Source organism: Paenarthrobacter aurescens (genome assembly GCF_041549525.1).
GTDB classification, from domain to species: Bacteria; Actinomycetota; Actinomycetes; order Actinomycetales; family Micrococcaceae; genus Arthrobacter; species Arthrobacter aurescens.
In genome coordinates this window covers 1,584,304-1,609,868 of the sequence record NZ_CP157456.1, presented here as the reverse complement: position 1 = coordinate 1,609,868, position 25,565 = coordinate 1,584,304, and the positions used below count along the sequence as shown (strand labels likewise).

Below are 25,565 nucleotides of genomic sequence, written 5' to 3'. Positions count from 1 at the left end.
CAATGACACAACTATTGGCAATCAGTTTTTGTTCCCGACTACTTTACGAACGGTAACCAACGTCACTCAGAGCAGCAAGCAGACGCGCCAAGGCGGCTTCGCAAGCCTGTTCCCTGATGGAATGCCTGTCCCCCGAAAAGCTGTATTCAAACGACTCTGTCCCGGATTTACCTGCGATGCCGATGAATACCGTGCCTACGTCCTTGCCATCGTGCGGCTCGGGTCCGGCAACACCTGTGGTGGAGATTCCAAGGTCCGCCCCGCAGACCCGCCGGGCGCCGTCGGCCATTGCCTCTGCCACTTGCCCGTCAACTGAGCCCACCGCTGCCAGCAGTTCCTGCGAAACACCCAGGACGCCGGACTTCACCGGGTTCTGGTAGGCGACCACTCCGCCCTGCAGCATCCCGGAAGCGCCGGGAGTGTTGGCCAGCGTCGCAGCAACCATTCCGGCCGTCAGTGACTCAGCAGTAGCAACGGTGAGTTTGTTCCCGATTGCCATGGCGACCGCAGCCGTGGCTGCCTGCGCTGCAGCGGATGCACCTTCACGGGGCGTCATGAACGCCGCCCGGCCGCGCGCAGTTTGAGGGCCTGCACCACATACTCCACGCCGGTCCACAGCGTGATGGCAAGAGCCAGCATCATGACCCAGAAGGCAACGTCTCCCAGCCAGGGAGCGATCGCTTTGAGCGGAAGGACGTAGAGGAAGATGGCCACGGTTTGAATGACTGTCTTCAACTTGCCGCCGCGGGAGGCCGGCATGACGCCGTATTTGATGACGACGAACCGCAGGGCCGTAATCCCCCACTCACGGACGAGAATGAGGATGGTCACCCACCAGGGCAACTCCCCCAGGATGGACAGCAGGACCAGGGCGGAACCGATCAGCAGCTTGTCTGCGATGGGATCTGCAATTTTGCCGAAATTGGTGATCAGGCCCCGCGCCCGGGCGATGTCGCCGTCGAGCTTGTCCGTATAGATGGCCACGGCGAAGGCCACAACGGCAGCCCAGCGCCAGATCCCGTACTGACCGTCGTCGGCTACGAGGAACCATACGAAAAACGGGACCAGGGCGATTCGGAGCATAGTGAGGATATTGGGCAGGTTCCAGACATCGGAGCTGCTGGACGTCGCGTTATCACCCTCGGCTGTAGTCACCCCACAAGGCTACCCTCTTTGGGCTACCTTCCTGTGAGCGACCAAGCGTCTTCTCCGCCCTCGTCGTCATCATTCGGGGAGTCGGCGCCGTCGTAATATTCAATGGCTTGCGTCCGGTTGTCCAGGTCCGCCTGGACGAGGTCTTCGGCATAACCGCCGACGGCGATGTTCGAGTTCGCGTTATCGCTCAGTGCCGCCGTGTGGGCGTCGGGCGCAGCAGGTGATTCCTGACCCTTCATCGCGGCAAGAACGGCGGCGAGGTCATCAGGCTTGACCAGGACGTCACGCGCCTTGGAACCCTCGGAGGGTCCCACTACCCCACGCGATTCCAGCAGGTCCATGAGACGTCCGGCCTTGGCGAAGCCCACCCGGAGCTTCCGCTGAAGCATGGACGTTGAACCGAACTGTGTGGTCACCACCAGCTCCGTTGCCTGGAGCAGGACCTCGAGGTCGTCTCCGATGTCGTCGTCAATCTGCTTCTTGGGCGCCTCGGCCGCGACGTCGTCGCGGTAAACGGCCTGCAGCTGGCCCTTGACGTGCTCCACAACCTTGTGGATCTCAGATTCGGTCACCCAGGCACCCTGGACACGCATTGCCTTGGAGGCGCCCATGGGAAGGAAGAGCGCGTCGCCTTGGCCGATCAGTTTTTCAGCGCCCGGCTGGTCCAACACAACACGGGAGTCCGTGACGGAGGATGTAGCAAAAGCCATACGCGAGGGAACGTTTGCCTTGATCAGGCCTGTCACAACATCCACTGATGGACGTTGCGTTGCCAGCACCAGGTGGATACCCGCGGCTCGTGCCAGCTGGGTGATGCGGACAATGGAGTCTTCAACGTCGCGCGGGGCAACCATCATGAGGTCGGCGAGCTCGTCAACGATCACCAGCAGGTACGGGTACGGCTTGATGATGCGTTTGGAGTCCACGGGCGGCACAACCTTGCCTGCCCTGACCGCCTTGTTGAAATCGTCAATGTGTTTGTACCCGTAATTGGCGAGGTCGTCGTAGCGGGCGTCCATTTCCCGAACCACCCATTGAAGGGCCTCTGCGGCCTTCTTGGGATTGGTGATGATGGGCGTGATGAGGTGCGGAACGCCCTCATAGGCCGTGAGCTCCACGCGCTTGGGGTCCACCATGACCATCCGCACTTCATCCGGCGTGGCACGCATCAGGATGGAGGTGATCATGGAGTTCACGAAGCTGGACTTACCGGCACCGGTGGCACCTGCTACGAGCAGGTGGGGCATCTTGGCCAGGTTCGCTACAACGTAACCGCCTTCAACGTCCTTGCCCACCCCCATGACCATGGGGTGGTCCGTGCGGCGGGCATTCTGGCTCCGGAGAACATCGCCAAGGGACACGGTTTCGCGGTCCGTATTGGGGATCTCAATGCCGATTGCTGACTTACCGGGGATAGGGCTCAAGATACGGACATCGCTCGACGCCACGGCATAGGAGATGTTCTTGGACAGAGCGGTAACACGCTCCACTTTGGTACCGGGAGAAAGCTCGATCTCATAGCGGGTCACTGTGGGACCACGGCTGAAGCCCGTTACAGCGGCCTCAACGTTGAACTGCGTGAGGGTATCGGTCAAGGCGGCGACGACGGCGTCATTGGCTTCCGTGCGCTCCTTGGGTATGGAGCCCGGCGTCAGGTAATCCGAGGCCGGCAGGGTGTAGGTGACATCGCCCGCCAGGGACAGCTGTTCTGTGCGCTGCGGGATGGGTGTCTGCGGGAGGGGCGCTCCTGCTGGCTTGGCCGGGACCTGCGCAACGGGCGGCGCGGGGGCCGTCATCTCCGGCGTGAGAATCGGGATGGCCTCGGTGGGGTTCTCGATCCCCGGTGTGCCTCCCAGGCCTTGGGCGGCTTTGATCTTGCCGACGGCGATCTCTGCCTGTGTTGGACGGCGGACGCCCGGCGGGACCCGCGGCGCGGACGTGTCCGGGTCCTCGTCGTCGTCCACAATTGCGTGTTCGAAGGCCTCGTCTCCGACGTAGCCTTCCAAAGCAGTGTCAGGCTCCTCGTCCTTGCCGAAGAAGCGCCTGCGCTTTTTCGTCCTGGGCTTGGCGGCAGTGTCATTCTCGTAGAGGTAGCTGCGGTCATGGGCGTCCTTGCCCGACTCGTCCATGAGGTCTACGCCCATGAGGTGCTCATAGGCGCCCCGGATGCGGGAGGGAATGGCGCCGAACGGTGTGGCCGTGACGATCAACAGCGACACAAACGCCAGCATTCCGTAGAGAATTACGGGAACAGCAACATGGATGGCTGCCAAGGGAGCTGCTGCGAGGAAGCCCAGCATTCCGCCGGCCTTGCGCAAGCCGTCGAAACCATCCGCTACCGTGGGCAGTCCGCCGATGACATGTGCCAGGCCTGAGCCAGCCAAGGTCATGATCATGAAGCCGATGCCCACGCGGTTGTTGCCGCGTCCGTCCTGCGGCTTGCGGAAAAGCCGGAAGGCGCAGACGAACAGCATCAACGGCAGGATCAGGGACATCCAGCCGAAGGTGCCGTTGACGACGCTGTAGACCATGTCCGGGAGCCAACCCGTCAGACCCCACCAAGCAAAGGTGGCGATCACGATGCCCAGCACCAAATTGAACAGGGCTGCACCGTCGCGGCGGTCATCGGGGTGAAGATCGCTGACGTCGTAGCCGATTCTCCGGATCCCGGCGCCTACGACGTGGCCGATCCCCTGCCAGAAACCTGACAGCATGCGCAGCGGAAGCGGCGCTTGGGGCTCGACGGCGGCCGCTTGCTTGGTGCGGGCAGTGCTGCCACGACCGCTTTTGCTCGCGGCTGCGCTGCTTTTGGATGCAGCTGCGCTGGTTTTGGATGCGGCTGTGCTCCGGCCTGTGCCGCCGGATTTGCTGCTTGAGCTGCCTCGTGGCGTGGAGGTAGTACGGGTCGCCATAAGTGCCACGCTACCCCAAGGGGGCCTGAAATCCGCGGATCTCAGGCCCCCTTGGGCATTCATGTTGCCGTGCGGCTACGCTTCCAGGACCACCGGGATGATCATGGGACGGCGGCGAAGCTTACGGTTGACCCAGGTGCCGATGATCCTGCGGACCACTTGTTGCAGCTGGTGGTTGGTGTGATCCGTGTGGTTCAGCACAGCTTCTTCAAGCGCGGCATTGATCTTGGGAATGATCTCGTCAAAGACTGAGTCATCCTCGGCCACGCCACGGGCGTGGATTTCGGGGCCGGAGACGATCTTGCCGGTGGTGCGGCTGATGACTGTGATGACGGAAATGAATCCCTCATCTCCCAGGACGCGACGATCCTTGAGGTCGGCGTCGGTAATCTCGCCCACGCTGGAACCGTCTACGTAGACAAAGCCCACTTCAACCTGGCCCACAACATTTGCCTTGTGGTCCTTGAGGTCGATCACTGTGCCGTTGTCGCTGAGGATGATTCCCTCGGACGGAACGCCGGACTCCAACGCGATGTTGCCGTTGGCAATCAGGTGCCGGGTTTCTCCGTGGACCGGCATCGCGTTGAGGGGCTCAAGGATGTTGTAGCAGTAAAGCAACTCACCGGCGGCTGCGTGACCTGAGACGTGAACCTTTGCAGTGCCCTTGTGAATGACATCGGCACCGAGTTTGAGGAGACCGTTGATGATGCGGAAGACCGCATTCTCATTACCGGGGATGAGGCTGGACGCCAAAATCACGGTATCGCCCTTGCCAACGATCACGCGGTGATCACCGTTGGCCATACGGGAGAGGGCGGCCATAGGCTCACCCTGGGAGCCGGTGGACATGAGGACTACGCGGTCGTCCGGCATGTTGTCGATGTTCTTGATGTCCACCAAGATGCCCTCCGGGACATCCAAGTACCCGAGTTTGGCAGCGATGGCCATGTTGCGAACCATCGAACGGCCGACGAAGGCCACCTTGCGGTTGTGCTTGGCCGCGGCATCGAGAACCTGCTGGACACGGTGGACGTGCGAGGAGAACGAGGCCACGATGATGCGCTTCCTGGCCTGGCCGAACAAGCGGTCCAGGGTGGGGCCGATCTCTTTTTCGGCCGTGGTGAAGCCAGGCACGTCAGCATTGGTGGAATCGGCCATGAACAGGTCCACGCCCTCTTCACCCAGTCGGGCGAAATGCCGAAGATCCGTGATTCGCCCATCCAGCGGCAACTGATCCATCTTGAAGTCGCCGGTGTGAAGGACATTGCCGCCTTCTGTGCGGATGAAAACCGCCAAGGCATCGGGAATGGAGTGGTTAACTGCCACGAATTCGCACTCGAACGGACCGAACTGCTCCACCTGCCCCTCAGTGACGGTGAGCGTGTAAGGCTTGATCCGGTGTTCCTGCAGCTTGGCTTCCACCAGGGCAAGGGTCAGCTGGGATCCAATCAGGGGGATGTCAGCCTTGAGGCGGAGAAGATACGGAACCGCACCAATGTGGTCCTCGTGGCCATGGGTCAACACGACGCCTACGATGTCCTGCAACCGGTCCTCGATGTACGAGAAATCAGGCAGGATCAAATCGACGCCGGGCTGGGTCTCTTCAGGGAAGAGCACACCGCAGTCAACCACCAGCAATTTGCCGTCGATTTCGAAGACCGCCATGTTGCGGCCAATCTCCCCCAGTCCACCGAGCGGAACAATCCGCAGCGTGCCCTTGGGCAGTTTCGGCGGAGTAACCAGTCCGGGAAGGGCGGTTTGGGTCATGTTTTGCTACTTTCCGGCAGAACCGTCCTGGACGTCGAAGTCCATTCCGGCTTCCGCCAAATCCCCGCGGATGGTGTCGATCTCGGCCGCGTCCGGCTCCACGAGGGGCAAACGGACAACCGAGTTGGGCAGGACTCCCTGCCACTTGAGAATCTGCTTGGCGGCTACTGCGCCTTGGACCCGCGTCATGGTCGCGCGGATGACGGGTTCCAGTTCAAAATTGATGGCCCTTGCCTTGGCGAGGTCGCTGGCATTGACGGCATCAATCAGCTCGCGGAAGCGGCGGGTGGCTACATGGGTGGTGACGCCAACCAAGCCGACGGCGCCGAGCGCCATCCACTGCAGAGTCAGTCCGTCATCACCGGAGTAGAAGAAAAGATCCGTCTCAGCCATGACGCGCGTTGCGGCTGCGAAGTCCGCCTTGGCGTCCTTGACTGCCACGATGTTCTGGTGCTTGGACAGCGCAATCATGGTCTCGGGTGCGATCGCAATGGACGAACGGCCCGGAATGTCATAAAGCATGACGGGAAGATCCGTGGCTGAGGCGATCGTCTCAAAGTGAGCCCGGACGCCTGCCTGGCTGGGCTTGTTGTAGTAGGGGGTGACGATCAGGAGACCGTCAACACCGATTTCTGCCGCACGCTGGGACAGGTGCACCGAGTGGGCGGTGTCGTTGGTGCCGGTACCGGCAATGATGGCAGCCTTGCCACCCACGGCTTCTTTGACCGCCCGGAACATGCCAAGGTTTTCGTCGTCTGTGAGGGTTGAGGTTTCGCCAGTGGTGCCAGTGACCACGAGTCCGTCGCAACCATCCTCAACGAGCTTTTCCGCCAGCGTTGCGGCTTGGTCATAGTCAACCTTGCCGTCCTCAGTGAACGGGGTGACCATAGCGGTCAGCAGGGTACCAAGGGCGGGAACGTGGGCGCGCAAGTCAGACATATGAAAAACGTTACCCTGTGACAGGCTGGTTGGAAGAATGGGTCCGCGTGATGGTCCTCATTCTCCAGTGTCCAATCTGTACTGATCCTCCAATCTGTACTGATCCAAGGAAGACCGCTCCAAGGTTGCCATGACAGCAGCCGGGCCCGAACCCGCAGCCTGGGCCACCACTGCGCCGCTCGGATTCCAGACGCCGGTGAGTCCGCACGATGCCCCCAGCGCAGTTTCTCCGCCGAGGTTGGCCATCAGCCCAAACATCCGGTGGTCCATGGAGCGGGCACCCATATGCAGTCCAAGGCGCATTTCTTCGCCGCGCACATACAGGGCCGAAACTGCGTACACGTCCGCCTTTTCCTGAGCAGCCGCAGCAGCATGGGCAGGGTGCGCGGCGTCTGCACAAACTGCGAGCGCAATCCTCCACCCATCCACGGTAAGAATTCCGGGTCCTGTTCCCGGGACGAACAGCTGACGTTCCAGTCCGTGCAGGTGGGTCTTGAACACTGCCCGCAGTGAACCGTCCGGACCTACAACCAGGGAGGCCAACCGGGGCGTGGAGTCCACGTCCCTCCACCCTGCACCCACAACAGCCGTGGTTCCTGTTGAGGAGCAGCTTTCCTGAAGTGGCCGCAGCCTTTCATCATTTTCGGACGTCCACGGGCCAGGCCCTTCGTCCGATCCGGGCCGGGATTCATCAAGGCCGAACCCCTCGAGCTCGTATCCCGTGAGCGAGAGCTCGGGGAACAGCACCAGGCGTGCCCCTTCCGCGTGGGCACGTTCCACCAACCGCGCATGGGTTTGAACATTCGCCACTACAGCTTCGCCAGGACGTTCAGCACGATGTGGCCGGTACTGCACGAGTGCCACCCGCAAAGCAGTGGACGGTTCAGGTTCCCGGCCACCACGGAGAGACGAAGGCCCGCGTTCAGCCGCGGAGGGCGCATGGGTCATCCCGTCATCCTACGCGGGCGAGTCATGCCGGTTTGGGCGCCCGGGCCGGTTCGTCAGCGCAGTACTGCGCCACTGCCCGCTCCTTGAGTTGTTCCGCCCAGGTCACCAGGTGTTGGGACGCGCGAACGTATTCGAACAGCTCAAGGGGCGTCAGGGACGACACATCCGTCTCGGACAACCGGCGGGCAAGCTCGGGCCCCGGCACCTGCTCACCGAGGGCAGTGCCCTCTTTGCGCCATTGGGTGTCCTCCGGAGGCTCGCCGGAGACGAGCTGCCTGAAAAGGAAATCGACCACGCCGGGGCTCATCGCTTTCATGGGACCTTGCAGGCCAGCCGGCGGCTTGGGAACATCGTTCATGCAGCCATGCTATTCGAACATATATTCGAAAACAAGGGGGCGTGACGGCACCTGGGGGCGGCTCAGTCTCCCCCTGCGGCCACAGCTGCCAGGGCCGGCCCCAGCCTTTCTGCCATCAGGCGATACCCTTCGTTGTCCGGGTGCAGTGTGTCCGGCATCAGGGCGCTTGCCTCCTCCGGCGTGAACACGCTGGCGCCATCAATGAGATGAAGGAGCGTATCCCCGCGTTCGCGGACCGTGCGAACCACATCTGCTACGGCATTCCTGTAATCAGCCAGTGTCCAGCCCGCAGAGTTGGGCACATCCTCGCGGGGAAGAGACAACATGGGTGAAATGACGGCGATGGGCACACCCGGGTGTGCCCGGCGAACATTATGGACGAACCCAAGGACCTGGCTGGCGAAGGCCCGTCCGGACAAAGCAGCGACGTTGTAGGTGTTGATGCCCAGGCACAGGGAAATGACATCTGCCGGAAGCTGGGAGATGGTGTCCTCAGCTGCGGGATCGAGTTGACACTCTCCCCCGAAGCCCAGCGATTGCAACTGCCAACCGAGTTCCCTGGCTACCAAGGCCGGCCACGCCTCCGACGGACCATGTGCTGTCCGGCACTGGGTGATGGAACTCCCGTAGGTGATCCACCGCTTCCCGGTTGGTACGGGCACTGTGACGTCTTCACCTTTCAGGGAAACCTCCAGCACCCTCAGGAAACCGTAATGCGGCAACCACACCTGGACGCGGGAGTGAGGCGGAATGTCCCCAAGCTCAAGGTCATGACTGACACGGCCCGCCCCGGTGACGCGATGCCGGAGGACTCCGTTGACCAGAACATCGAAGGCTGATCCGTCCTGCGCTCCTTCGGCTTCAATCACCACACGCCCCGAGCCCGCTGTCCACGTTGCATGGATTCCGGCGCACATTCTGGCCCGTTCCTCCAGCCCATCCGTGGCAGGAGGCATAAAGAGGGCAGCATCGAGGCGCCTGAACTGCTGCCAGCCATCGGCGTCGTGGATGATCTGAAAAGCTCCGGCCCACTGGGCGTTCACGGATTCCATGTCATGGAACTCTACCGTCGGCCCACCGGCGATTATGAGACGATCGCTGCATGACTTCGCAAGAGACGGCACCTCCGCGAAAAGCGCCTGGCAACGGCACGGTTTCCTCGCGGCTGGCTGGAATAGATGCCGCCAGGGGTGCGGCGTTGCTGGGGATGATGGCCACGCATGTGATGCCAACATTCGGTCCTCCCCCGCAGTGGGACCCAACGATTGTGGGACTGGTATTTTCGGGCCGTTCAGCTGCGCTCTTCGCCGTGCTTGCCGGTGTCGGGCTGGCGCTGAGCACCGGCAAGCAGGAACCCCGCAGCGGCTCCGACCTCTGGGCTGCCCGGCGTGGAGTGGCCATGCGGGCCTTGGTGATTGCCGTCGTCGGGCTGATGCTTGGTGGCCTTGAAGTCAACGTCGCCGTGATCCTGGTTCACTACGCAGTCCTGTTCCTGTGCATCCTGCCGTTCCTGGGCCTACGGCTCAAGGCACTGTGCCTATGGGCCCTCGGCTGGGTCCTGTTCTCTCCACTGCTTGCTTATCTGGTCCGGCCGCTGCTGCTGGACGCAAACCCTCCCCTCAAGCTGGGCCACAACCCCAACTGGGAGGATTTCGGCACGCCTGGGGCTTTACTCGGCGACGTCTTCTTCACGGGCTACTACCCCGTACTCCAGTGGATCTCGTACTTGCTGATCGGGCTGGTAATAGGCCGGTTGGCACTGACGACGGCGAGGATCCAGTTGCTGCTGGTGACGTGCGGGATCGCGGTGGCCGGCCTGGCAAAGGTCCTCGGTGTCCTGGCCATGGAGGTGTGGGGTGGCCGGACTGCTTTGTCCGCCCTCCCTGTCACCAGGGGATATCCATTGGAAAGCATGCTTCAGGTCAACGTCACCGGCCTGGAACAGACGGGTTCCTGGTGGTGGCTGGCAACGGCAGCCCCGCATGCCGGAACTACTTTGGACCTGCTGCACAGCAGCGGTGTGGCTGCGGCCGTGGTGGGTTTGTTCCTGCTGCTGGGCACCACGGCGGAGCGGATCAAGGTCAACTTCCTGATTCTGCTCAGCGGGCCTGGTGCCATGACCCTCAGCCTCTACTCTGCCCACGTCTGGGTGTTGTCCGGCTTTACCAATCAGCCCCTGCCCCAGGGGTGGACGGACGAGGGCATGTATTGGGCCCAAGCGCTTACTGCCATAGCGGTTGGCACCTGTTTCGCCGTGCTTCGTCGCCGCGGACCTTTGGAATGGGTAAGCCACACCGCATCAACGGTGGGCAGTCACCGGCCCGCTGCAGTGGGCTGAGAACGGAAGAGTTTCACGGCGTCACGCATGGATGCGCGGGCCCGTTTACGGTCGCCCGAAGCATCGTAGGCGCAGCTCAGACGGAACCAGGACCGCCAGTCCTCGGGAGCAGCCTCCGCCTCAGCGCGGTACTTCTCGAACTCTGCGTCAGCTGCGGTGCGGACAATGCGGCCGCCAGGAGTACGCGGAAGATCGTCCACCGGCAGGCCGCCCTCGGCTTCGAGCACTTTGGCCATCTGTTCTGTCCGGGCACCAAAAAGCAGCTCACGGATCAGCGCCCAGGCGCCCACCGCCGGCAGAACCAGGTAAGCGGCCCCGATTCCCTTGGCAACCAGGTTGGGGTCCCCCAGTAAAAGGAACGAGCGCTGTACCGAGACCACCAGGTAGAGCACCAGCAGCAGGGTGATGGCACCCACCCAGATTTTGGTGCGGTTCTTCTTCAACGAACTCCAAAAGTTACCCATGGCTTAAAGCCCCAGGTCCAAGTAGCCGTCCAAGCCCACGGTCAGGCCGGGGTTGGCCGCAACCTTGCGCAGTCCCAGCAGGACACCGGGCATGAAGGACGCGCGGTCGAAGGAATCGTGCCGCAACGTCAGCTGCTCACCGGGACCGCCCAAGAGCACTTCCTGGTGGGCCACCAGGCCGCGGAGGCGCACACTGTGCACACGGATACCGTCCACGTCGCAGCCCCGGGCACCGTCCAAGGATGTTTCGGTGGCGTCAGGGCTGGCCGGGACGCCGGCTTCCTGACGCGCCTGAGCAACCAGTTGGGCCGTGCGCACGGCGGTACCGGAGGGGGCGTCAACCTTGTTCGGGTGGTGCAGTTCGATGATTTCCACCGATTCAAAGTATTGCGAAGCTTTGGCAGCAAAAGCGGAGGCGAGCACGGACCCCAGGGCGAAGTTCGGGGCAATAAGGACGCCGGTAGCCGGCTGGCGTTCCAGCAGGCTGCGCAGTGAGTCAAGGCGCTGGGCATTCCACCCGGTGGTACCCACAACGGCGTGGATGCCGTGCTCAACAGCGAACCGGACGTTGCTTTCGGTGGTATCCGGAACGGTGAGGTCAACAACGTACTGTGCGCCGGCGTCGAGCATCTTCTCCAAGGAATCGCCGCGGCCCAAAGCGGCCACCAACGTCATGTCTTCGGCTGCTTCTACTGCCTTGACGGCTTCCATCCCCATACGCCCGTGGGCGCCCAGCACTGCAACAGCAAGTTGTTCGGTCATGCCATTAACCCTACCGCCGGGCCGGTGCCGGGCAGGAACCGTTACTCCGGCCTACTCCCCTGCTCCCACCCATTCCACAGTGCCGTCAGTGAAGAACTGTTCCTTCCAAATGGGAACCTGCTCCTTGACCCGGTCCACCAGCTCGGAGCACACAGCGAACGCCTGGCCGCGGTGGGCAGCAGCCACCGCACATACCAGCGCGGGGTCCCCGATCTCCAGCATGCCAATCCTGTGGGCTGCCCAGATCCGGACCGGCTGGGCAGCTTCTCCCGAATGCTCGGCCACCAGTTGCTCCACTACCTCTTTCATCACCTGATGCGCCGTGGGATGAGCGCTGTAACTCAGTCGGTCTACGGCCTTGCCGCCATCGTGATTCCGGACTACACCGCTGAAGCTGACAACTGCCCCGGCAGATTCGGATTCCACGGCTTTGATGGCCTGTTCCACGGAGATGGACTCGGCACTGAGAACAGCGCTGACCACTTCAAAATTTGTTTCAGTGCCCATGATTTCCTTCCAATTGCTCGCACAGATGCCCCAGTACAGGGTCCAGGACAGCCAAGCCGTCCATGACGCCTTTGGGGGACCCGGGCAGATTGATGATGAACGTTTTTCCCGCTGTTCCAGCGTGGCCGCGGCTGAGCATGGCCATAGGCGTCTTGGCCGCGCCGGCGCGGCGGATACCCTCCATGATGCCCGGAATCTCGCGCTCAAGAAGCGGAAGTGTCATTTCCGGTGTGCGGTCATCGGGGCTAAGGCCCGTTCCCCCGCTGGTGATCACCACGGCGGGCCCCTGAGTGAGCAGTGCCCTCAGTGCAGCCCCAACCGGCTCACCGTCAGGGACCACCATGGTGGGAAAAGTATCGAAGCCGTGCTCGTTGAGCCAATCGAGGATGATCGGGCCTGTCTCATCGGCGTAAACTCCTGCAGCTGCCCGGGTGGAGGCAATGACCACTCCTGCCCTGCGCGTCACGTTCGGCTCGCAAGCACTCATGCGCCGGCCTCCGCCGCAGTTGACGGTCCGGCAAGGTCCCAGTCGCCGCTTTTCCCGCCGCTCTTGGCCAGCACACGGATGTCGGTCAGCACTGCGTGTTTGTCCACGGCCTTGATCATGTCGTAGACGCTCAGGGCCGCCACTGAGGCAGCGGTGAGGGCTTCCATCTCCACCCCGGTGACTCCCTTGGTCTTCACCGTGGCCAGGATGCCCACCGAGTCCTCGCCCAGTTCAAAGTCCACGGTGACCTTGGAGATCGGCAACGGATGGCACAGCGGAATCAGATCAGGTGTCTTCTTTGCTGCCATGATTCCTGCAACGCGCGCCACGGCAAGGGCATCACCCTTGGGCAGCTCACCGGCGCCCAGAAGGGCCAGCACTCCTGGCGTGCTGCGGACCGTGGCCGTGGCAGTTGCCTGACGTGTTGTGACGGCTTTTTGGGATACGTCCACCATCTGCGCAGTGCCGTCCTGCCGGAGATGGGTCAACGCTGTGGAGGGTTCTGTGGTGCCTGAGGTTTCATTCACAGCATCCATACTTCCACTTCGTCCCCTTCGGCGAGTTCCGTGACGTCGCCGGGAACGTGAACCAGGGAGTTTGCCCGGGCCAAAGCGTGGACCAGATGCGAACCCGCACCGCCTTCCATCCGAACCGTTCCATTGGACTCCACGGTCCCCCGACGGACCTGGTGCTTGCCCTCCGGGGAAGTCAACGGTTCGCTCAGACGTGCCCTGAGGACCGGCCTCGGCGCAGGGGTTCCCAGAACCTGCGTCAGGGCAGGCCTGAGGAACATCTCGAAGGAAATCAGGCAACTGACCGGATTTCCCGGAAAACCGAGGAAAGGAACGCCATCGAAGGTGCCCAGACCTTGGGGACCACCGGGCTGCATGGCCACCGGCAGGAACTCCACCGGCTGGTCCGCCATGGCTTGCTTGACAACTTCGTAGGCACCCTTGCTCACTCCCCCGGTGGTGACGATCAGATCTACCCGGTCCGCGCCAGTCCCGGTGTGGCGCCGGAGGACCGCCAGCAGCGCGGCAGGGCGGTCATCTGAAATTCCGGCGCGGACCACCTCCAGGCCGGCTTGCCGCATGGAGGCTTCAAGCAACGTTCCGTTGGAGTCGAAAATCTTGCCGGACGTCAGGTCCTGCCCCGGCTCCACCACTTCGTCTCCGGTGGTAACCAGGAGGACACGGCACGGCTGCCGGATATCAACGGTTGTCAGTCCCAGGGCTGCCATCAAGCCCAACTGAGCAGGCCCCATCAGGGTACCTGCGGCCAGCGCCAAGGTCCCCTTCCCAATGTCGCTGCCGCGCTCCCGTATGTAGGTGCCGGGAGCCGCCGGCGGCAGTTCCACCACGGCGTCTTTTACGGCAGGGTCCGGGAAAGTGTTTGGAATCGCCTTTTCAATGGGCACGACGGCGTCGGCCCCCTCCGGGATCATGGCCCCTGTCATGATCGGGGCGGCAAAGCCGGGCTTCAGTGCCGGCGCCGCGGCACCTGCCGGAACCGGCTCCGCTACCCGGAGCTCCGCACCGCCGTCGGGGATGTCTGCTGAGCGGACCGCAAAACCGTCCATTTGGGAGTTGGCGAAAGGGGGCAGGGAAAGCGGGGCGTAGAGGTCAACGGCGAGCACTTTACCCAGTGCTTCGAGCAGGGGCAGGGTGAGGTGGCCCTTGTTCGCAGGGACGCCGGTCAGCAGTTCCACCACCGCCTGATGGTGGGCTGCAACAGATCTGGGCACGGACATCCTCCTGTGTGGGCACGCTGGCTTCCGGTGATTTGGCCGGTGGTACCCAGAGTAGGGCCTCAGCCCACTTTGACGTTGATGGTGTGATACCCGGTGGCGCCGTCCGGGGCTACAGGAGCCTTGTCTTCGGTTTGTGGAACGCCCGTGGAATCGGTGGCCCTGACCTGCACCTCGTAGTCGCCCGGGCTCAGATCGATGCCCAACTGCCACTGGTACCAGGTATCGGTGGAGATTGCACTGGCCAGCGTAGCCTGCTGCCATGGTCCGCGATTGAGGCGAAGTTCCACGCCGGTGATGCCCCTGTGCTGGGCCCAGGCCACCCCGCCGAACTGCACTTTGCCGGCCTGGACGCTGCGGCCGCTGCGGGGCACATCGATCCTTGACTGGGTCTTGATGGGTCCGTGATCGCTCCATCCACGAGGCGTCCAGTACGCGGTGTCATCGGCGAAGCGGGTGACTTTCAGTTCCGTCAGCCATTTGGTGGCGGAGACGAATCCGTAGAGTCCCGGCACGATCATCCGCACAGGGAATCCGTGTTCGAGCGGGAGCGGCTCACTGTTCATGCCCACGGCCAGAAGAGCGTCCCGGTCATCGGTCAGGGCTTCCAAGGGGGTGCTGGCTGTCCAGCCGTCGTTGCTGGTGGACAGGACCATGTCCGCACCGGCTTTGGGTCCTGCCATGGCCAGCAATTCCCGGACCGGCCAGCCCAGCCAGAGGGCGTTGCCAATGAGATCGCCACCTACGTTATTGGACACGCAGGCGATGGTGATGTGGCGCTCGGTCATGGGTTTGGCCAGGAGGGTGGCAAAATCGATTTCCACCTCGCGTTCCACCATTCCGGTGACCTTCAGTTTCCACGCAGGAGGATCGATGGCCGGCACCGTCAAAGCGGTGTCTATCCTGTAAAAGTCCGCGTTGGGGGTGACCAGGGGGCTGATGCCATCCACCGGCAGGGATGCCCCCGGTGGAATGTTTTGTGCGGGTGTGACGGATTCCGGGAGCGTCATGGAGCTGCGGAACCCGGAGGCCACTGCTGTGGCCCTGGTCAGGACGGTGGTCACCGTTCCGGCCACGACGGCGGCAAGGGAAGTCCCTGCCAAAGCGTTCAGGAAGCTTCGCCGGGCCAGCGGCGCCTCACCCCGCCCGGGGGTCCCTTCAGACGGCGCCCAGGTTGCGAGCCGCCTCACGAGCATCCGCAGCAGCATCATGGTAAGAACTGCGGCGATGATCGGTGCAAGTGCTGCTTGGGGGCTCGATTGCGCCCGGGTCACGACGGCGGTCAGTCCTGCTGCGCCCGCCAGTCCAGCCAGTGCCAGTCCCCATCCGGGGCGGCGACGTTCCAGGAAGCCGGCGAGCGCCGCCAGGAGTCCTGCCACCACCACGATGCAGGCCACCAGCACGATCTTGTCAGAGGTGCCGAACAGCTGGACTGCCAGATCCTTCACTCCCGGGGGTATGGCATCGATCACCGCGCCGCCAAGGGCAGTAACGGGAGAGACCAGGGGGCTCAGGAGGCCAGCAGTCAGTTCACCTGCAGCGATCCCGGCAGCCCCGGCTGCAACACCTGCGGCTGCAGCCCACAACGCTGGCTTGCCGGTGGCGCGCCGCTGCGGGGTGTTGGCGGGTGCGAGCGTACTCATGAGGTGCCTCCAAGGCGGTGATCACTGGTAAGGGTTTGTTCAGCGTGCGCCGTTGAAGGCGTTCCTGCCGTCAGCTGCTCCGGCGGGGCCTCACCGGCCGGGAGTGACAACGCGAAGCGGCACCCGCCGTCGATGTTGTGCACGGTGACTGATCCCCCATGTGCTTTGACGATGCCGGCCACCATGCTCAGCCCGATGCCGGCGCCGCTGTAGCTGCCGTGCAGTGCTTCGGTGGTGCGGCGGGCGGGATCTTTCTGCCATCCGGTTTCAAACAAGTAGGGGAGGTCTTCTTCCGGTAACCCGCCGCAGTGATCCTCCACAGCGATCACGGCGTTTCCTTCGATTCCCCGTCCAACACTGATGTGAACCTCGCTGTCCGGAGCGCTGTAGAGAATGGCGTTGAGCACTATGTTCCGCACGGCGCGGGCGAGGCTGGGCCCGTCTGCCACGGCCATGCACTCCCGGTCCCCGCCGCCGTCGAGCCTGATGCCCCGTTGGGCCGCCAGCGGCGCGAGGTCTGAGATGGCGTCACTGACGAGATCGTAGAGGTCCAGCGGTTCCGCCCGCAGGCGGAGCGTGCCGGCCTGAATCTTGGACAGCTCCAGAAGGTCGTTGACCATAGCTGTCATCTGCTCCGTTTGGCCAATGATCTTGCGGTAATAGCCCTGGACATCCGAGGCCATGCCGTCCTCCAGGGCTTCGGTCATGGCACGCATGCTGGCCAGGGGCGTCCGGAGGTCATGGGAAATCCAGGACACCAGTTCCCGCCGTGCAGTTTCGATTGCTGCTTCCCGACGCCGCGACTCGGCAAGGCTGCGGCTGCTCGCCTCAAGTTCCTGGGCCAGTTCAGCAAGTTCGGACGTCATGGCCGGGGCGCTCCCCCGGCCCTCTCCGACGGTGTGCTCCAGGGTTTCCCCGCGCCCAAGTCGTCGGGCAGCGTCAACCAGGTGGGCGGCGTTCCGGGAGACCCCGGCGCCGAGCATGAGGGACAGCGCAACGGCAACAGCCGAGGCGGTGGCCAGGATGTACCACATGACTTCCAGGTCCCTCGCGGAAATGAACATGGCGTTGAAGGCACTGACCATTCCCGCCACCAGCACCGCCACTGTGGCCACCACCACCAGGCAGATCTGGGCCAGTACCGAGGCCCGGCGAAGCAGCCTCAGGAGCATCCACGTTGCAGCGCCTATAAGCACGGCCCAGAAAAGAACCCACGCCAGGATGGTCCACAGCTCACTGCCTTCCATGGTCACCCTCTGTTTCCGCGTATACAGCTTCCGGGCCGGCTGAGGCCGAAGCAGCTTCCTTGGTATCGAAGCGGTAGCCAACGCCCCACACGGTCTTCAGCAGCTCGGGTTTGGTGGGGTTGGCTTCGATCTTTTCCCGCAGGCGCCGGACGTGGACCGTAACAGTGGACAAGTCTCCGAAGTCCCAGCCCCACACGGCTTTGATGAGTTCTTCCCGGCTGAAGACCTGGTTGGGCCTTCGCATGAGGAAGGCCAGGAGATCGAATTCACGCACTGTCAACGCCAAAGGAACCCCGCGGTGGGTCACTGTCCGTGAGGCCGGATCAAGTTCGAGTCCGGCAACTTCCACAGGTGGCTCCGGGGTGAATTCCTTGATACTCCTGCGCAGCACGGACTTCACGCGGAGCACCAGCTCCCGTGGGGAGAAAGGCTTGGTGACGTAATCGTCCGCGCCCATTTCCAAACCCAGAATCCGGTCGTCCTCGGTTCCCAATGCCGTGACCATGATGACCGGCACACTCATGCTTTGACGCAGCCTGCGGCATACTTCCACACCGTCCAGCCCGGGCAGCATGCGGTCCAGGATCACGAGGTCGGGTTGCCGCGAAGCTGCCAGCTCAAGGGCGGTGAAGCCATCTTCGGCCGTGTCCACCTGGAACCCGGCCTTGAGGAGGTAGTCACGGACGACGCCGGCAATGGTCTTCTCATCCTCCACCAGGAGGATGCGGCGATTTCCTGGTTCCGCTGGTGCTGCCGTATTTGTGGTCACGCTTTCAGCATAGGTTTGCAGGCGGTGCTCAGCACCCGATCCCGCCTTCCGCAGCACAAGTGTATGGAATCCGTAAGAACTGATGACTGTAATGGGTGTCACTGATCCTGCCGCGGTGGCGTAGCCTGAATTTATGAGTGTTCAGCTAGGCATGCCGCTGCCCCCTTCAGGCAACGCCGCGGGCAGCACGGAAAGCGGTATGGCCGTTCCGCCCCCTCGTCCAGCCGGCACGCCCTCGGGGCTGTGGGACCGCTATGGCAGGCGCGCAACGGATATGCGTCTGTCACTGACGGACAAATGCAACCTGCGCTGCACCTATTGCATGCCCGCTGAGGGACTGGAGTGGCTCTCCAAGCAGGCTGTCATGACCAAGGACGAGATAGTCCGGATCGTCCGCATCGGCGTTACCGCCCTGGGCGTACGGGAGCTCCGGCTCACCGGCGGCGAGCCATTGGTCCGCGCCGATCTGGTGGACATCATTGCAGGTATCCGCGCTGACCACCCGGATCTCCCCATCTCCATGACCACCAACGGCGTGGGACTGGACAAGAAGGCAGCGGCGTTGAAAGCCGCGGGGCTCACCCGGATCAACGTTTCGCTCGACTCCCTCCACGAGGAGACCTTCACCCAACTCACCCGGCGACCCTTCCTGGACCGCGTCCTGGCCGGTGTGGATGCCGCCTGGGCTGCCGGACTGGGCCCGGTGAAACTGAACGCTGTACTGATGCGCGGCATCAATGACGCAGAGTCACCGGATCTCCTGGCGTGGGCCCTGGGCCGCGGCTACGAGCTCCGTTTCATTGAGCAAATGCCGCTGGACGCGGACCACGGTTGGACCCGGCGGAACATGATCACCGCAGCCGAGATCCGGGAACTCCTTTCCCGCGACTTCGTGCTGGGCGCTGACCCCCGCGAGCGGGACGGCGCACCGGCCGAACGGTTTGAAGTACGACGCCGGGACCCGGCAACCGGGGCTGCCACTGGCCCGGTCCTCGGTACAGTGGGCATCATTGCCTCTGTGACCGAACCGTTCTGCTCAGATTGTCGCCGTACACGCATCACGGCAGAGGGCAAGATCATGAGTTGCCTTTTCTCGCGTGAAGAGTTTGATCTTCTGGGCCTCCTTCGCGAAGGAGCAACTGACGAGGAACTGGCATCAAGATGGCAAGATGCCATGTGGGTCAAGCCCAAGGCCCACGGCATGGATCACACCGGTCTCGGCGCAGCGGACTTCGTCCAGCCGGACCGCAGCATGAGCGCAATCGGAGGCTGAACCCTTGCTCGTCCGTTACTTCGCTGCCGCGCGCGCAGCCGCTGGAGTCGAAGAAGAACATCATCTCCTCCCGGGAGGCACCAGCCTTGAGGGACTGCTGGAAGCTGCCCTCGCCGTCGAGCGTCCCATGCCTCCCGAAGGCACGCCGACGCTCGCGAGGATCATGGCACGCAGCAGTTTCCTCCGCAACGAAGTGGCCGTGCGGGACCGCTCGGTTCCCCTCGGAGACGATGACGTGATTGATGTCCTGCCGCCCTTCGCCGGGGGCTAAGACTCAGGCCCTGCGAAAGACGCTTTTCAACAGCGGACTGTACCCGGCGGATCCCTCAAGCTTCAGGTCCGCTGTGTGTACCAGCACACCATCCTCAACCCGGAACGTATGACGGGCAACCCCCTCCGGAGTCCTCCGGTCCAGGGTCAACGTGCCCTCATGCCATGTCCCACGGACCGGGATGGACGGCGGACGCCCCATACTGTCCACGTAGTACCACAAAGTGTCTCCGTGATCGCGGTCCAGGGTGAACATCCCATGACCTTCAAAGTGCGTACCGTCCGCTTCGCGATGCCTGTAGCTCTGAACCACGGCATATCCACCCGCCGCACTGGTAAAAGCCGCTTCCGCCTCAGCTGTCCTGGCAGTTCCCCAAGGAGAGGCAGCGATCTCCGTGATGCCTTTCCAATGCCCGATGAAATCGCGCAACAATTCCGCAGCATGGCCGCTGGAGGGCAATTCCATCAGTTCTCCAAAGTAGGCAGGGCAGCATGATCGTGTGATCATGCTGCCCTGTTTACAGTGCGCGAGTCCAGAGACTTACACTGCGGGAGTCCGGAGAATGGCGGAGTCGGGCCTAGAGGCCGAAAGTTTCGGTTTCCTCGAACGGTCCAACAACGGTGATGGTGCGGGGCGCCGCGGCGAGTTCACGCGCGAGGTCCTGAACATCCTCCACCGTGACGGCTTTGATGCGGGCCAGGGTCTCGTCGATGTCCTGGAACTCCCCGGACACCAATTCCGCCCGGCCAAGCCGAGACATTCGCGAGCCTGTGTCTTCAAGGGCAAGGACAATCCCGCCGCTCAGCTGGCCTACAGCCTTCCGAAGCTCCTCCTCGGTGATGCCTTCCTTGGCCAGCTTATCCAGCTCCAAGCCAAGGAGTTCCAACACCTGACGGACCTTGGACGGGGTGCAGCCCGCGTACATGCCGAAGTACCCAGCATCGGCGTACGCTGCCGTGAACGAGTAGGTGGAGTACACCAGGCCGCGCTTCTCGCGAATTTCCTGGAACAGCCGCGAGGACATGCCACCACCCAGCACGGCATTGAGCACGCTCATGACAAAGCGGCGGTCATCGGTGGCCACTATTGTTGGGCAACCCATGATGATGTTGGCCTGCTCCACGGGACGCTTAACCACGTGCAGTCCTGATGTACCTGTGATGACGGCACGATCGGTGCCACGACGTTCTACTGGTGCGGCGTCCGCATCCAGCTGCCACCCGGCGGCCTTCAAGGCATCCAGGACAAGCTGGCAGACGACGTCGTGATCCAAACCGCCAGCAGCGGTGATGACCAGTTCCTCCGGACGGTAGTAGCGCTGATAGTGCGCCCACACCGAGTCCCGGGCCACAGCCTTGATGGCATCAGGTGTTCCCCCAATGGGGCGCGCCAAGGGGTGGTTGCCCAGGACGGCAGCCACGAATTTCTCGTGGGCCACATCAGTGGGATCATCGCTGTCCATGGCGATTTCCTCAAGGATAACGTCGCGTTCCTGCTCCAATTCAGCTGGATCAAGGACCGCGCCGGTGATCATGTCAGCGATGACATCGATCGCCATGGGCAGATCCGTGTCCAGGACACGGGCAAAGTAACAGGTGCTCTCCTTGGCTGTGGCCGCATTTGATTCGCCACCCACTTCATCGAAGGCGGAGGCAATCTCCAGGGCCGTGCGCCGTTTGGTGCCCTTGAACAGCAGGTGCTCAAGAAAGTGTGTGGAACCATGCTGGCCGTCCGCTTCATCACGCGAACCCACTGCCACCCAGAACCCTATGGTGGCCGAACGCTGGCCGGGCATCGCCTCGGTCAGGACGCGCACGCCGCCGGGAAGGACGGAGCGCCGAACAACAGAACCGCCCTCAGCACCATGGATCAATTCGCCACCGGGAAGGGTCTGTTCCAGCGGCAAGGGTACAACAGTCATTAAGGCCTTTCGGGTTAAGGCCGGAAGGGCCGGTGGAGCTTTTTCAAGCCCACCGGCCCTGCCGGGTGTACTGCTTACAGACTACTCTGCGGACTCTTCAGCGGCCTCGGCCGGAGCGTCCTCAGAGGCTGCTCCTTCTTCCTCGGCAACAACCGGGGAGAGGGAAAGCTTTCCGCGGTCATCGATCTTGGTGATTTCCACCTGGACCTTCTGGCCCACGGAGACGACGTCATCCACGTTGTCCACGCGCTTGCCGTTGGCCAGCTTGCGGAGCTCGGAGATGTGCAGCAGGCCGTCCTTGCCCGGGGTGAGGGAAACGAAAGCACCGAAGGTGGTGGTCTTGACGACCGTACCCAGGTAACGCTCACCGATTTCCGGTACCTGCGGGTTGGCGATGGCGTTGATGGCCGAACGTGCTGCATCGGCAGACGGACCGTTGGTGGCGCCAATGTACACAGTGCCGTCATCTTCAATGGAGATGTCCGCGCCGGTGTCTTCCTGGATCTGGTTGATCATCTTGCCCTTGGGGCCAATGACCTCGCCGATCTTGTCCACGGGGATCTTGACGGCGATAACACGCGGTGCGAACTCGGAGAGCTCGTCCGGGGTGTCGATCGCTGCGTTGATGACCTCGAGGATGTGGAGGCGGGCTTCGCGGGCCTGCTTCAGCGCTGCTGCCAGCACGGAGGCGGGGATACCGTCAAGCTTGGTGTCCAACTGGATGGCCGTGACGAACTCGGACGTACCGGCAACCTTGAAGTCCATGTCACCGAAAGCATCTTCGGCACCGAGGATGTCGGTCAAAGCTGCGTAGCGGGTCTGGCCGTCAACCTGGTCGGAAACCAAGCCCATGGCGATACCGGCGACAGCTGCCTTCAGCGGCACACCTGCGTTGAGCATGGACAGGGTGGAAGCACACACCGAGCCCATGGACGTCGAACCGTTGGAACCGAGGGCCTCGGATACCTGGCGGATGGCGTACGGGAACTCTTCACGGGTGGGCAGAACCGGAACCAGTGCGCGCTCAGCGAGTGCACCGTGGCCGATTTCGCGGCGCTTCGGGGAACCGACGCGGCCGGTCTCACCGGTGGAGTACGGCGGGAAGTTGTAGTTGTGCATGTAGCGCTTGCGCGTCACCGGCGACAACGAGTCGATCTGCTGCTCCATCTTGAGCATGTTCAGCGTGGTGACACCCATGATCTGGGTTTCGCCGCGCTCGAAGATTGCCGAACCGTGAACGCGGGGCAGAACCTCTACCTCGGCGGTCAGCTGGCGGATGTCCGTCAGGCCACGGCCGTCAATGCGGACCTGGTCCTTGAGGATGCGCTGGCGAACAACGTGCTTGGTGACGGAGCGGAATGCTGCGGACAGTTCCTTCTCGCGGCCTTCGAACTGACCGGCAAGGGCACCAAGGACCTCGTCCTTGAGTTCGTCAGAGGCGTTGTCGCGGTCCTGCTTGTCAGCGATCTGGAAAACAGCGGCCAGCTTCTCAGCAGCAGCGGCTTCGACAGCGGCGTAAACGTCATCCTGGTAGTCCAGGAACACCGGGAACTCAACCGTGGGCTTCGCTGCGCGGGCTGCGAGGTCCGCCTGTGCTTCACAGAGGGCTTTGATGAAGGGCTTTGCAGCCTCGAGGCCTTCGGAAACAACCTCTTCGGTAGGAGCGGTTGCGCCCTGTTCCTTGATGAGGTTCCAGGAGTTGTCCGTGGCTTCGGCTTCAACCATCATGATGGCGACGTCGTCACCGGCGATGCGGCCGGCCACAACCATGTTGAACACGGCGTTCTCGAGCTGGGAGTGCTTGGGGAATGCTACCCACTGCGAACCCTGTTCGTCGGCGATGAGGGCAACGCGGACGCCACCGATCGGACCGGAGAACGGCAGGCCGGAGAGCTGCGTGGACATGGAGGACGCGTTGATGGCCACGACGTCGTAAAGCTCGTCCGGGTTGATGGCCAGAACGGTAACCACGATCTGGACCTCGTTGCGCAGGCCCTTGACGAAGGCAGGGCGCAGCGGGCGGTCCATGAGGCGGCAAGCCAGAATGGCTTCCGTGGAAGGACGGCCTTCGCGGCGGAAGAACGAACCCGGGATGCGACCCGCAGCGTACATACGCTCTTCGACGTCAACCGTCAGCGGGAAGAAGTCAAAACCTTCGCGCGGCTGCTTGCCTGCGGTGGTTGCCGAGAGCAGGGCGGTGTCTTCGTCGATGTAAACCATCGAAGCGCCGGCTGCCTGCTTGGCAAGGCGGCCGGTTTCGAAGCGAATGACTCGCTTGCCGAAACGACCGTTATCAATAATGGCTTCGGAGAACTGGATTTCGGGACCCTCCATAGAGAGTCACCTCCGTTTCTGTTAGCGGAAGTCCGCCGCATCAACCCAGGCCTCTTCTTTTTTCCTGGCCTGTACTACACCCGGTCATCGATCGAGATCCACGGGCAAATCGTCACCGATTTCGCTCCCGGGAATCACTACCGAGGACCGCGAATGCGCGATGCGGTTGATTCCTGTTTTTAGTTGTTGGTGAAGAAGGCGGCCCGTTCCGGCAAGGAGCGGGCCGCCCCTAAAGGCAGACTAGCGGCGCAGGCCGAGACGCTCGATGAGCGCACGGTAGCGGGCGATGTCAGTGTTCTTCAGGTAGGAAAGCATGCGCTTGCGACGACCAACCATGGCCAGCAGACCGCGCTGGGTGTGGAAGTCGTGCTTGTGCTCCTTCATGTGCTCAGTCAGATCCTTGATCCGCTGGGTCAGGACTGCAACCTGAACCTCGGGCGAACCGGTGTCGCCTTCAGAGGTTGCGTATTCCTTGATGATGGACTGCTTTACAGCGGCGTCAAGTGCCACGTGAACTCCTAGAGTTGTGCCGTGCCTCCCGGTGCAGCGCCTCGCTGACGGGTTGCCTTTGGTACGTTGCCGCACACAAAAACAGGTCCAGCCGCCACGGACTGCAGCCGGATCCAGTTATCAGTTTACCGGCACGTCAGCAGTGTTGTCGAAATGCCCCTGGCGCCGGGTCAACAACTCGTGGGCCTGAGCTACGTCCAAGCACATTTGTTCCACCAAAGCTTCCGGCCCCCGGTAGGCCACCATGCCACGCAGGCGCTGGGTAAATTCGATCACCACGTGTTGCCCGTAGAGGTCGAAGTCCTCAACGTTCTCTTCAGGACGATCTATCACGTGAGCCTCCACCTGCCGGCTGACGCCATCAAAGGTGGGATTGGAACCAACGGAAATCGCGGCGGGCCAGCGCGTGCCGGCCTGATCGATCAGCCACCCCGCGTAGATGCCGTCTGCCGGAACATAGCCGGTGGAATCATGGGAAAGATTTGCCGTGGGGAAGCCCAGGTCGCGTCCACGGGCAGCACCATGGACCACTTCACCACGCATGCGGTGGGGACGGCCCAGAACCGCAGCTGCGGTAGCTACGTCGCCTTCGCTCAAAGCTTCCCGAACCCAGGTGGAAGAACAGCGGCGGTCCGAGTCGCCGTCGTGGTGGACCGGGAAGCCCCCGGCGCCGTATTCATTGACCACCGTCACCCCGAAGCCGAGTTGATCGCCCAGTTCCTGCATCGTGACGACGTCGCCTGAATTGCCGGCCCCAAAACGGAGGTCGTGTCCAACAACGAGGTGGGCGGCATGGAGTCCGTCAAGGATGATGCCGCGGACAAACTCCAGCGGTGTCATCGCGGCGAGGTCAAGGGTGTACTTCATCACCAGGACGGCATCCACCCCCGTGTGACCCAGCGCGTCCAGTTTGTCCTGGAGCCCCATGATCAGCTCCGGAGCAGAATCCGGACGGTGGACCTGGGCGGGATGCGGATCAAATGTCACAGCGACCGAGGGGATGTTGTGCCGCTTGGCCGTGGTGGTCAGTTGCGCCAGAACGTGCTGATGGCCCCGGTGAACACCATCAAAGTTGCCGATGGTGACGACAGTAGGTCCGAAGTCCTTGGGGACCTCGGTGGGATCGTTCCAGATGTGGACCATCAACCTCGCCTTTTTACTGCAGATGTTCGTTCGGTCCGGCAACCTCCCGGCGCCGGAAACATTCTAAGGT

Annotated in this window: 25 protein-coding genes; 3 read left to right on the top strand and 22 right to left on the bottom strand. The window is 62.7% G+C overall.

The genetic code is table 11. The features are described 5' to 3' along the window. Positions 1–43: 43 nt before the first annotated feature. From ABI796_RS07485 to ABI796_RS07450, 8 genes are all read right to left on the bottom strand, one after another. Positions 44–556, bottom strand: coding sequence for a CinA family protein (locus ABI796_RS07485; RefSeq protein ID WP_141283918.1), 513 nt, complete (start codon positions 554–556; stop codon positions 44–46). Then, positions 553–1,155, bottom strand: a complete 603-nt coding sequence (pgsA, locus tag ABI796_RS07480) for a CDP-diacylglycerol--glycerol-3-phosphate 3-phosphatidyltransferase (protein WP_141283919.1) — start codon at positions 1,153–1,155, stop codon at positions 553–555. Before pgsA ends, ABI796_RS07485 begins: the two co-directional genes overlap by 4 nt. A 23-nt stretch (positions 1,156–1,178) precedes the next feature. Continuing rightward, positions 1,179–4,067, bottom strand: a complete 2,889-nt coding sequence (locus tag ABI796_RS07475; RefSeq protein WP_141283920.1) for a DNA translocase FtsK — start codon at positions 4,065–4,067, stop codon at positions 1,179–1,181. A gap of 75 nt (positions 4,068–4,142) precedes the next feature. Next, the gene (locus ABI796_RS07470; RefSeq protein WP_141283921.1) at positions 4,143–5,834 is read right to left on the bottom strand and encodes a ribonuclease J; all 1,692 of its coding nucleotides are present in this window, start codon (positions 5,832–5,834) and stop codon (positions 4,143–4,145) included. Positions 5,835–5,840: 6 nt separating this feature from the next. Continuing rightward, entirely contained in the window at positions 5,841–6,773 is a 933-nt protein-coding gene (gene dapA / locus ABI796_RS07465) for a 4-hydroxy-tetrahydrodipicolinate synthase (RefSeq protein WP_141283922.1), read from the bottom strand. Between the two features lie 57 nt (positions 6,774–6,830). Then, positions 6,831–7,721 (bottom strand): carbon-nitrogen hydrolase family protein, encoded by an 891-nt coding sequence (locus tag ABI796_RS07460; RefSeq protein WP_141283923.1) that lies wholly within the window; start codon positions 7,719–7,721, stop codon positions 6,831–6,833. 22 nt (positions 7,722–7,743) lie between these two features. Next, on the bottom strand, positions 7,744–8,079 hold the full coding sequence (locus tag ABI796_RS07455; protein WP_141283924.1) for a hypothetical protein: 336 nt from the start codon (positions 8,077–8,079) through the stop codon (positions 7,744–7,746). Positions 8,080–8,141: 62 nt separating this feature from the next. Continuing rightward, positions 8,142–9,131 carry a GDSL-type esterase/lipase family protein gene (locus ABI796_RS07450; RefSeq protein WP_141283925.1) on the bottom strand — a complete coding sequence of 330 codons (990 nt, stop codon included), beginning with the start codon at positions 9,129–9,131 and terminating at the stop codon, positions 8,142–8,144. Between the two features lie 50 nt (positions 9,132–9,181). Here ABI796_RS07450 and ABI796_RS07445 point away from each other — a divergent pair, with 50 nt between their 5' ends. Next, entirely contained in the window at positions 9,182–10,417 is a 1,236-nt protein-coding gene (locus ABI796_RS07445; RefSeq protein ID WP_141283926.1) for a heparan-alpha-glucosaminide N-acetyltransferase domain-containing protein, read from the top strand. Here ABI796_RS07445 and ABI796_RS07440 read toward each other — a convergent pair. The 9 genes from ABI796_RS07440 to ABI796_RS07400 are packed head-to-tail and all read right to left on the bottom strand — an operon-like array spanning position 10,393 to position 18,043. Next, the gene (locus tag ABI796_RS07440; protein WP_141283927.1) at positions 10,393–10,881 is read right to left on the bottom strand and encodes a hypothetical protein; all 489 of its coding nucleotides are present in this window, start codon (positions 10,879–10,881) and stop codon (positions 10,393–10,395) included. The two genes, ABI796_RS07445 and ABI796_RS07440, sit on opposite strands and share 25 nt — an antisense overlap. A gap of 3 nt (positions 10,882–10,884) precedes the next feature. After that, positions 10,885–11,643 (bottom strand): 4-hydroxy-tetrahydrodipicolinate reductase, encoded by a 759-nt coding sequence (gene dapB / locus ABI796_RS07435; protein WP_141283928.1) that lies wholly within the window; start codon positions 11,641–11,643, stop codon positions 10,885–10,887. 51 nt (positions 11,644–11,694) lie between these two features. Then, a complete protein-coding gene (locus ABI796_RS07430; RefSeq protein ID WP_141283929.1) occupies positions 11,695–12,150 on the bottom strand; it encodes a molybdenum cofactor biosynthesis protein MoaE in 456 nt (151 codons plus the stop codon). Further along, positions 12,140–12,637 carry a molybdenum cofactor biosynthesis protein B gene (locus ABI796_RS07425; protein WP_141283930.1) on the bottom strand — a complete coding sequence of 166 codons (498 nt, stop codon included), beginning with the start codon at positions 12,635–12,637 and terminating at the stop codon, positions 12,140–12,142. Before ABI796_RS07425 ends, ABI796_RS07430 begins: the two co-directional genes overlap by 11 nt. Beyond that, complete coding sequence (moaC, locus tag ABI796_RS07420; protein ID WP_141283931.1) at positions 12,634–13,173, bottom strand: cyclic pyranopterin monophosphate synthase MoaC; 540 nt, start codon at positions 13,171–13,173, stop codon at positions 12,634–12,636. Before moaC ends, ABI796_RS07425 begins: the two co-directional genes overlap by 4 nt. Beyond that, positions 13,161–14,387 carry a gephyrin-like molybdotransferase Glp gene (gene glp / locus ABI796_RS07415; protein ID WP_141283932.1) on the bottom strand — a complete coding sequence of 409 codons (1,227 nt, stop codon included), beginning with the start codon at positions 14,385–14,387 and terminating at the stop codon, positions 13,161–13,163. Before glp ends, moaC begins: the two co-directional genes overlap by 13 nt. A gap of 59 nt (positions 14,388–14,446) precedes the next feature. Then, on the bottom strand, positions 14,447–16,027 hold the full coding sequence (locus ABI796_RS07410) for a molybdopterin-dependent oxidoreductase (RefSeq protein WP_141283933.1): 1,581 nt from the start codon (positions 16,025–16,027) through the stop codon (positions 14,447–14,449). Then, complete coding sequence (locus tag ABI796_RS07405) at positions 16,024–17,274, bottom strand: sensor histidine kinase KdpD (RefSeq protein WP_141283934.1); 1,251 nt, start codon at positions 17,272–17,274, stop codon at positions 16,024–16,026. Before ABI796_RS07405 ends, ABI796_RS07410 begins: the two co-directional genes overlap by 4 nt. After that, positions 17,261–18,043, bottom strand: coding sequence for a response regulator transcription factor (locus ABI796_RS07400; RefSeq protein WP_141283935.1), 783 nt, complete (start codon positions 18,041–18,043; stop codon positions 17,261–17,263). The genes ABI796_RS07405 and ABI796_RS07400 overlap by 14 nt, the downstream gene beginning before the upstream one ends. Before the next feature lie 133 nt (positions 18,044–18,176). On the opposite strand from ABI796_RS07400, the gene moaA reads away from it, so the two are divergent. Together moaA and ABI796_RS07390 are read left to right on the top strand one after the other, a co-directional pair. After that, on the top strand, positions 18,177–19,316 hold the full coding sequence (gene moaA, locus ABI796_RS07395; protein WP_174754558.1) for a GTP 3',8-cyclase MoaA: 1,140 nt from the start codon (positions 18,177–18,179) through the stop codon (positions 19,314–19,316). A 4-nt stretch (positions 19,317–19,320) separates the two neighbouring features. Further along, on the top strand, positions 19,321–19,587 hold the full coding sequence (locus tag ABI796_RS07390) for a MoaD/ThiS family protein (protein ID WP_141283936.1): 267 nt from the start codon (positions 19,321–19,323) through the stop codon (positions 19,585–19,587). A gap of 3 nt (positions 19,588–19,590) precedes the next feature. Here ABI796_RS07390 and ABI796_RS07385 read toward each other — a convergent pair whose 3' ends face one another. The 5 genes from ABI796_RS07385 to ABI796_RS07365 all read right to left on the bottom strand — a co-directional run bounded on the left by ABI796_RS07385 (position 19,591) and on the right by ABI796_RS07365 (position 25,495). After that, entirely contained in the window at positions 19,591–20,094 is a 504-nt protein-coding gene (locus tag ABI796_RS07385) for a DUF1579 family protein (RefSeq protein ID WP_246095811.1), read from the bottom strand. 70 nt (positions 20,095–20,164) lie between these two features. Beyond that, the gene (locus tag ABI796_RS07380) at positions 20,165–21,508 is read right to left on the bottom strand and encodes a M16 family metallopeptidase (protein WP_141283937.1); all 1,344 of its coding nucleotides are present in this window, start codon (positions 21,506–21,508) and stop codon (positions 20,165–20,167) included. Positions 21,509–21,589: 81 nt separating this feature from the next. Next, entirely contained in the window at positions 21,590–23,842 is a 2,253-nt protein-coding gene (locus tag ABI796_RS07375) for a polyribonucleotide nucleotidyltransferase (RefSeq protein ID WP_141283938.1), read from the bottom strand. Between the two features lie 240 nt (positions 23,843–24,082). Continuing rightward, positions 24,083–24,352 carry a 30S ribosomal protein S15 gene (rpsO, locus tag ABI796_RS07370; protein ID WP_017198030.1) on the bottom strand — a complete coding sequence of 90 codons (270 nt, stop codon included), beginning with the start codon at positions 24,350–24,352 and terminating at the stop codon, positions 24,083–24,085. Between the two features lie 120 nt (positions 24,353–24,472). Beyond that, positions 24,473–25,495 (bottom strand): bifunctional riboflavin kinase/FAD synthetase, encoded by a 1,023-nt coding sequence (locus tag ABI796_RS07365; RefSeq protein WP_141283940.1) that lies wholly within the window; start codon positions 25,493–25,495, stop codon positions 24,473–24,475. Positions 25,496–25,565 lie beyond the last annotated feature (70 nt).

Excerpts from the sequence above, each read along its gene's own strand:
- moaC (WP_141283931.1), bottom strand. The coding sequence starts at position 13,173 with ATGGATGCTGTGAATGAAACCTCAGGCACCACAGAACCCTCCACAGCG.
- ABI796_RS07425 (WP_141283930.1), bottom strand. The coding sequence starts at position 12,637 with ATGAGTGCTTGCGAGCCGAACGTGACGCGCAGGGCAGGAGTGGTCATT.
- ABI796_RS07445 (WP_141283926.1), top strand. The coding sequence starts at position 9,182 with ATGACTTCGCAAGAGACGGCACCTCCGCGAAAAGCGCCTGGCAACGGC.
- ABI796_RS07430 (WP_141283929.1), bottom strand. The coding sequence starts at position 12,150 with ATGGGCACTGAAACAAATTTTGAAGTGGTCAGCGCTGTTCTCAGTGCC.
- glp (WP_141283932.1), bottom strand. The coding sequence starts at position 14,387 with ATGTCCGTGCCCAGATCTGTTGCAGCCCACCATCAGGCGGTGGTGGAA.
- ABI796_RS07365 (WP_141283940.1), bottom strand. The coding sequence starts at position 25,495 with ATGGTCCACATCTGGAACGATCCCACCGAGGTCCCCAAGGACTTCGGA.
- ABI796_RS07460 (WP_141283923.1), bottom strand. The coding sequence starts at position 7,721 with ATGACCCATGCGCCCTCCGCGGCTGAACGCGGGCCTTCGTCTCTCCGT.
- ABI796_RS07455 (WP_141283924.1), bottom strand. The coding sequence starts at position 8,079 with ATGAACGATGTTCCCAAGCCGCCGGCTGGCCTGCAAGGTCCCATGAAA.
- ABI796_RS07485 (WP_141283918.1), bottom strand. The coding sequence starts at position 556 with ATGACGCCCCGTGAAGGTGCATCCGCTGCAGCGCAGGCAGCCACGGCT.
- ABI796_RS07450 (WP_141283925.1), bottom strand. The coding sequence starts at position 9,131 with ATGGAATCCGTGAACGCCCAGTGGGCCGGAGCTTTTCAGATCATCCAC.
- ABI796_RS07375 (WP_141283938.1), bottom strand. The coding sequence starts at position 23,842 with ATGGAGGGTCCCGAAATCCAGTTCTCCGAAGCCATTATTGATAACGGT.
- moaA (WP_174754558.1), top strand. The coding sequence starts at position 18,177 with ATGAGTGTTCAGCTAGGCATGCCGCTGCCCCCTTCAGGCAACGCCGCG.
- ABI796_RS07440 (WP_141283927.1), bottom strand. The coding sequence starts at position 10,881 with ATGGGTAACTTTTGGAGTTCGTTGAAGAAGAACCGCACCAAAATCTGG.
- ABI796_RS07410 (WP_141283933.1), bottom strand. The coding sequence starts at position 16,027 with ATGAGTACGCTCGCACCCGCCAACACCCCGCAGCGGCGCGCCACCGGC.
- ABI796_RS07475 (WP_141283920.1), bottom strand. The coding sequence starts at position 4,067 with ATGGCGACCCGTACTACCTCCACGCCACGAGGCAGCTCAAGCAGCAAA.
- ABI796_RS07385 (WP_246095811.1), bottom strand. The coding sequence starts at position 20,094 with ATGATCACACGATCATGCTGCCCTGCCTACTTTGGAGAACTGATGGAA.
- ABI796_RS07470 (WP_141283921.1), bottom strand. The coding sequence starts at position 5,834 with ATGACCCAAACCGCCCTTCCCGGACTGGTTACTCCGCCGAAACTGCCC.
- ABI796_RS07380 (WP_141283937.1), bottom strand. The coding sequence starts at position 21,508 with ATGACTGTTGTACCCTTGCCGCTGGAACAGACCCTTCCCGGTGGCGAA.
- dapA (WP_141283922.1), bottom strand. The coding sequence starts at position 6,773 with ATGTCTGACTTGCGCGCCCACGTTCCCGCCCTTGGTACCCTGCTGACC.
- dapB (WP_141283928.1), bottom strand. The coding sequence starts at position 11,643 with ATGACCGAACAACTTGCTGTTGCAGTGCTGGGCGCCCACGGGCGTATG.
- ABI796_RS07405 (WP_141283934.1), bottom strand. The coding sequence starts at position 17,274 with ATGGAAGGCAGTGAGCTGTGGACCATCCTGGCGTGGGTTCTTTTCTGG.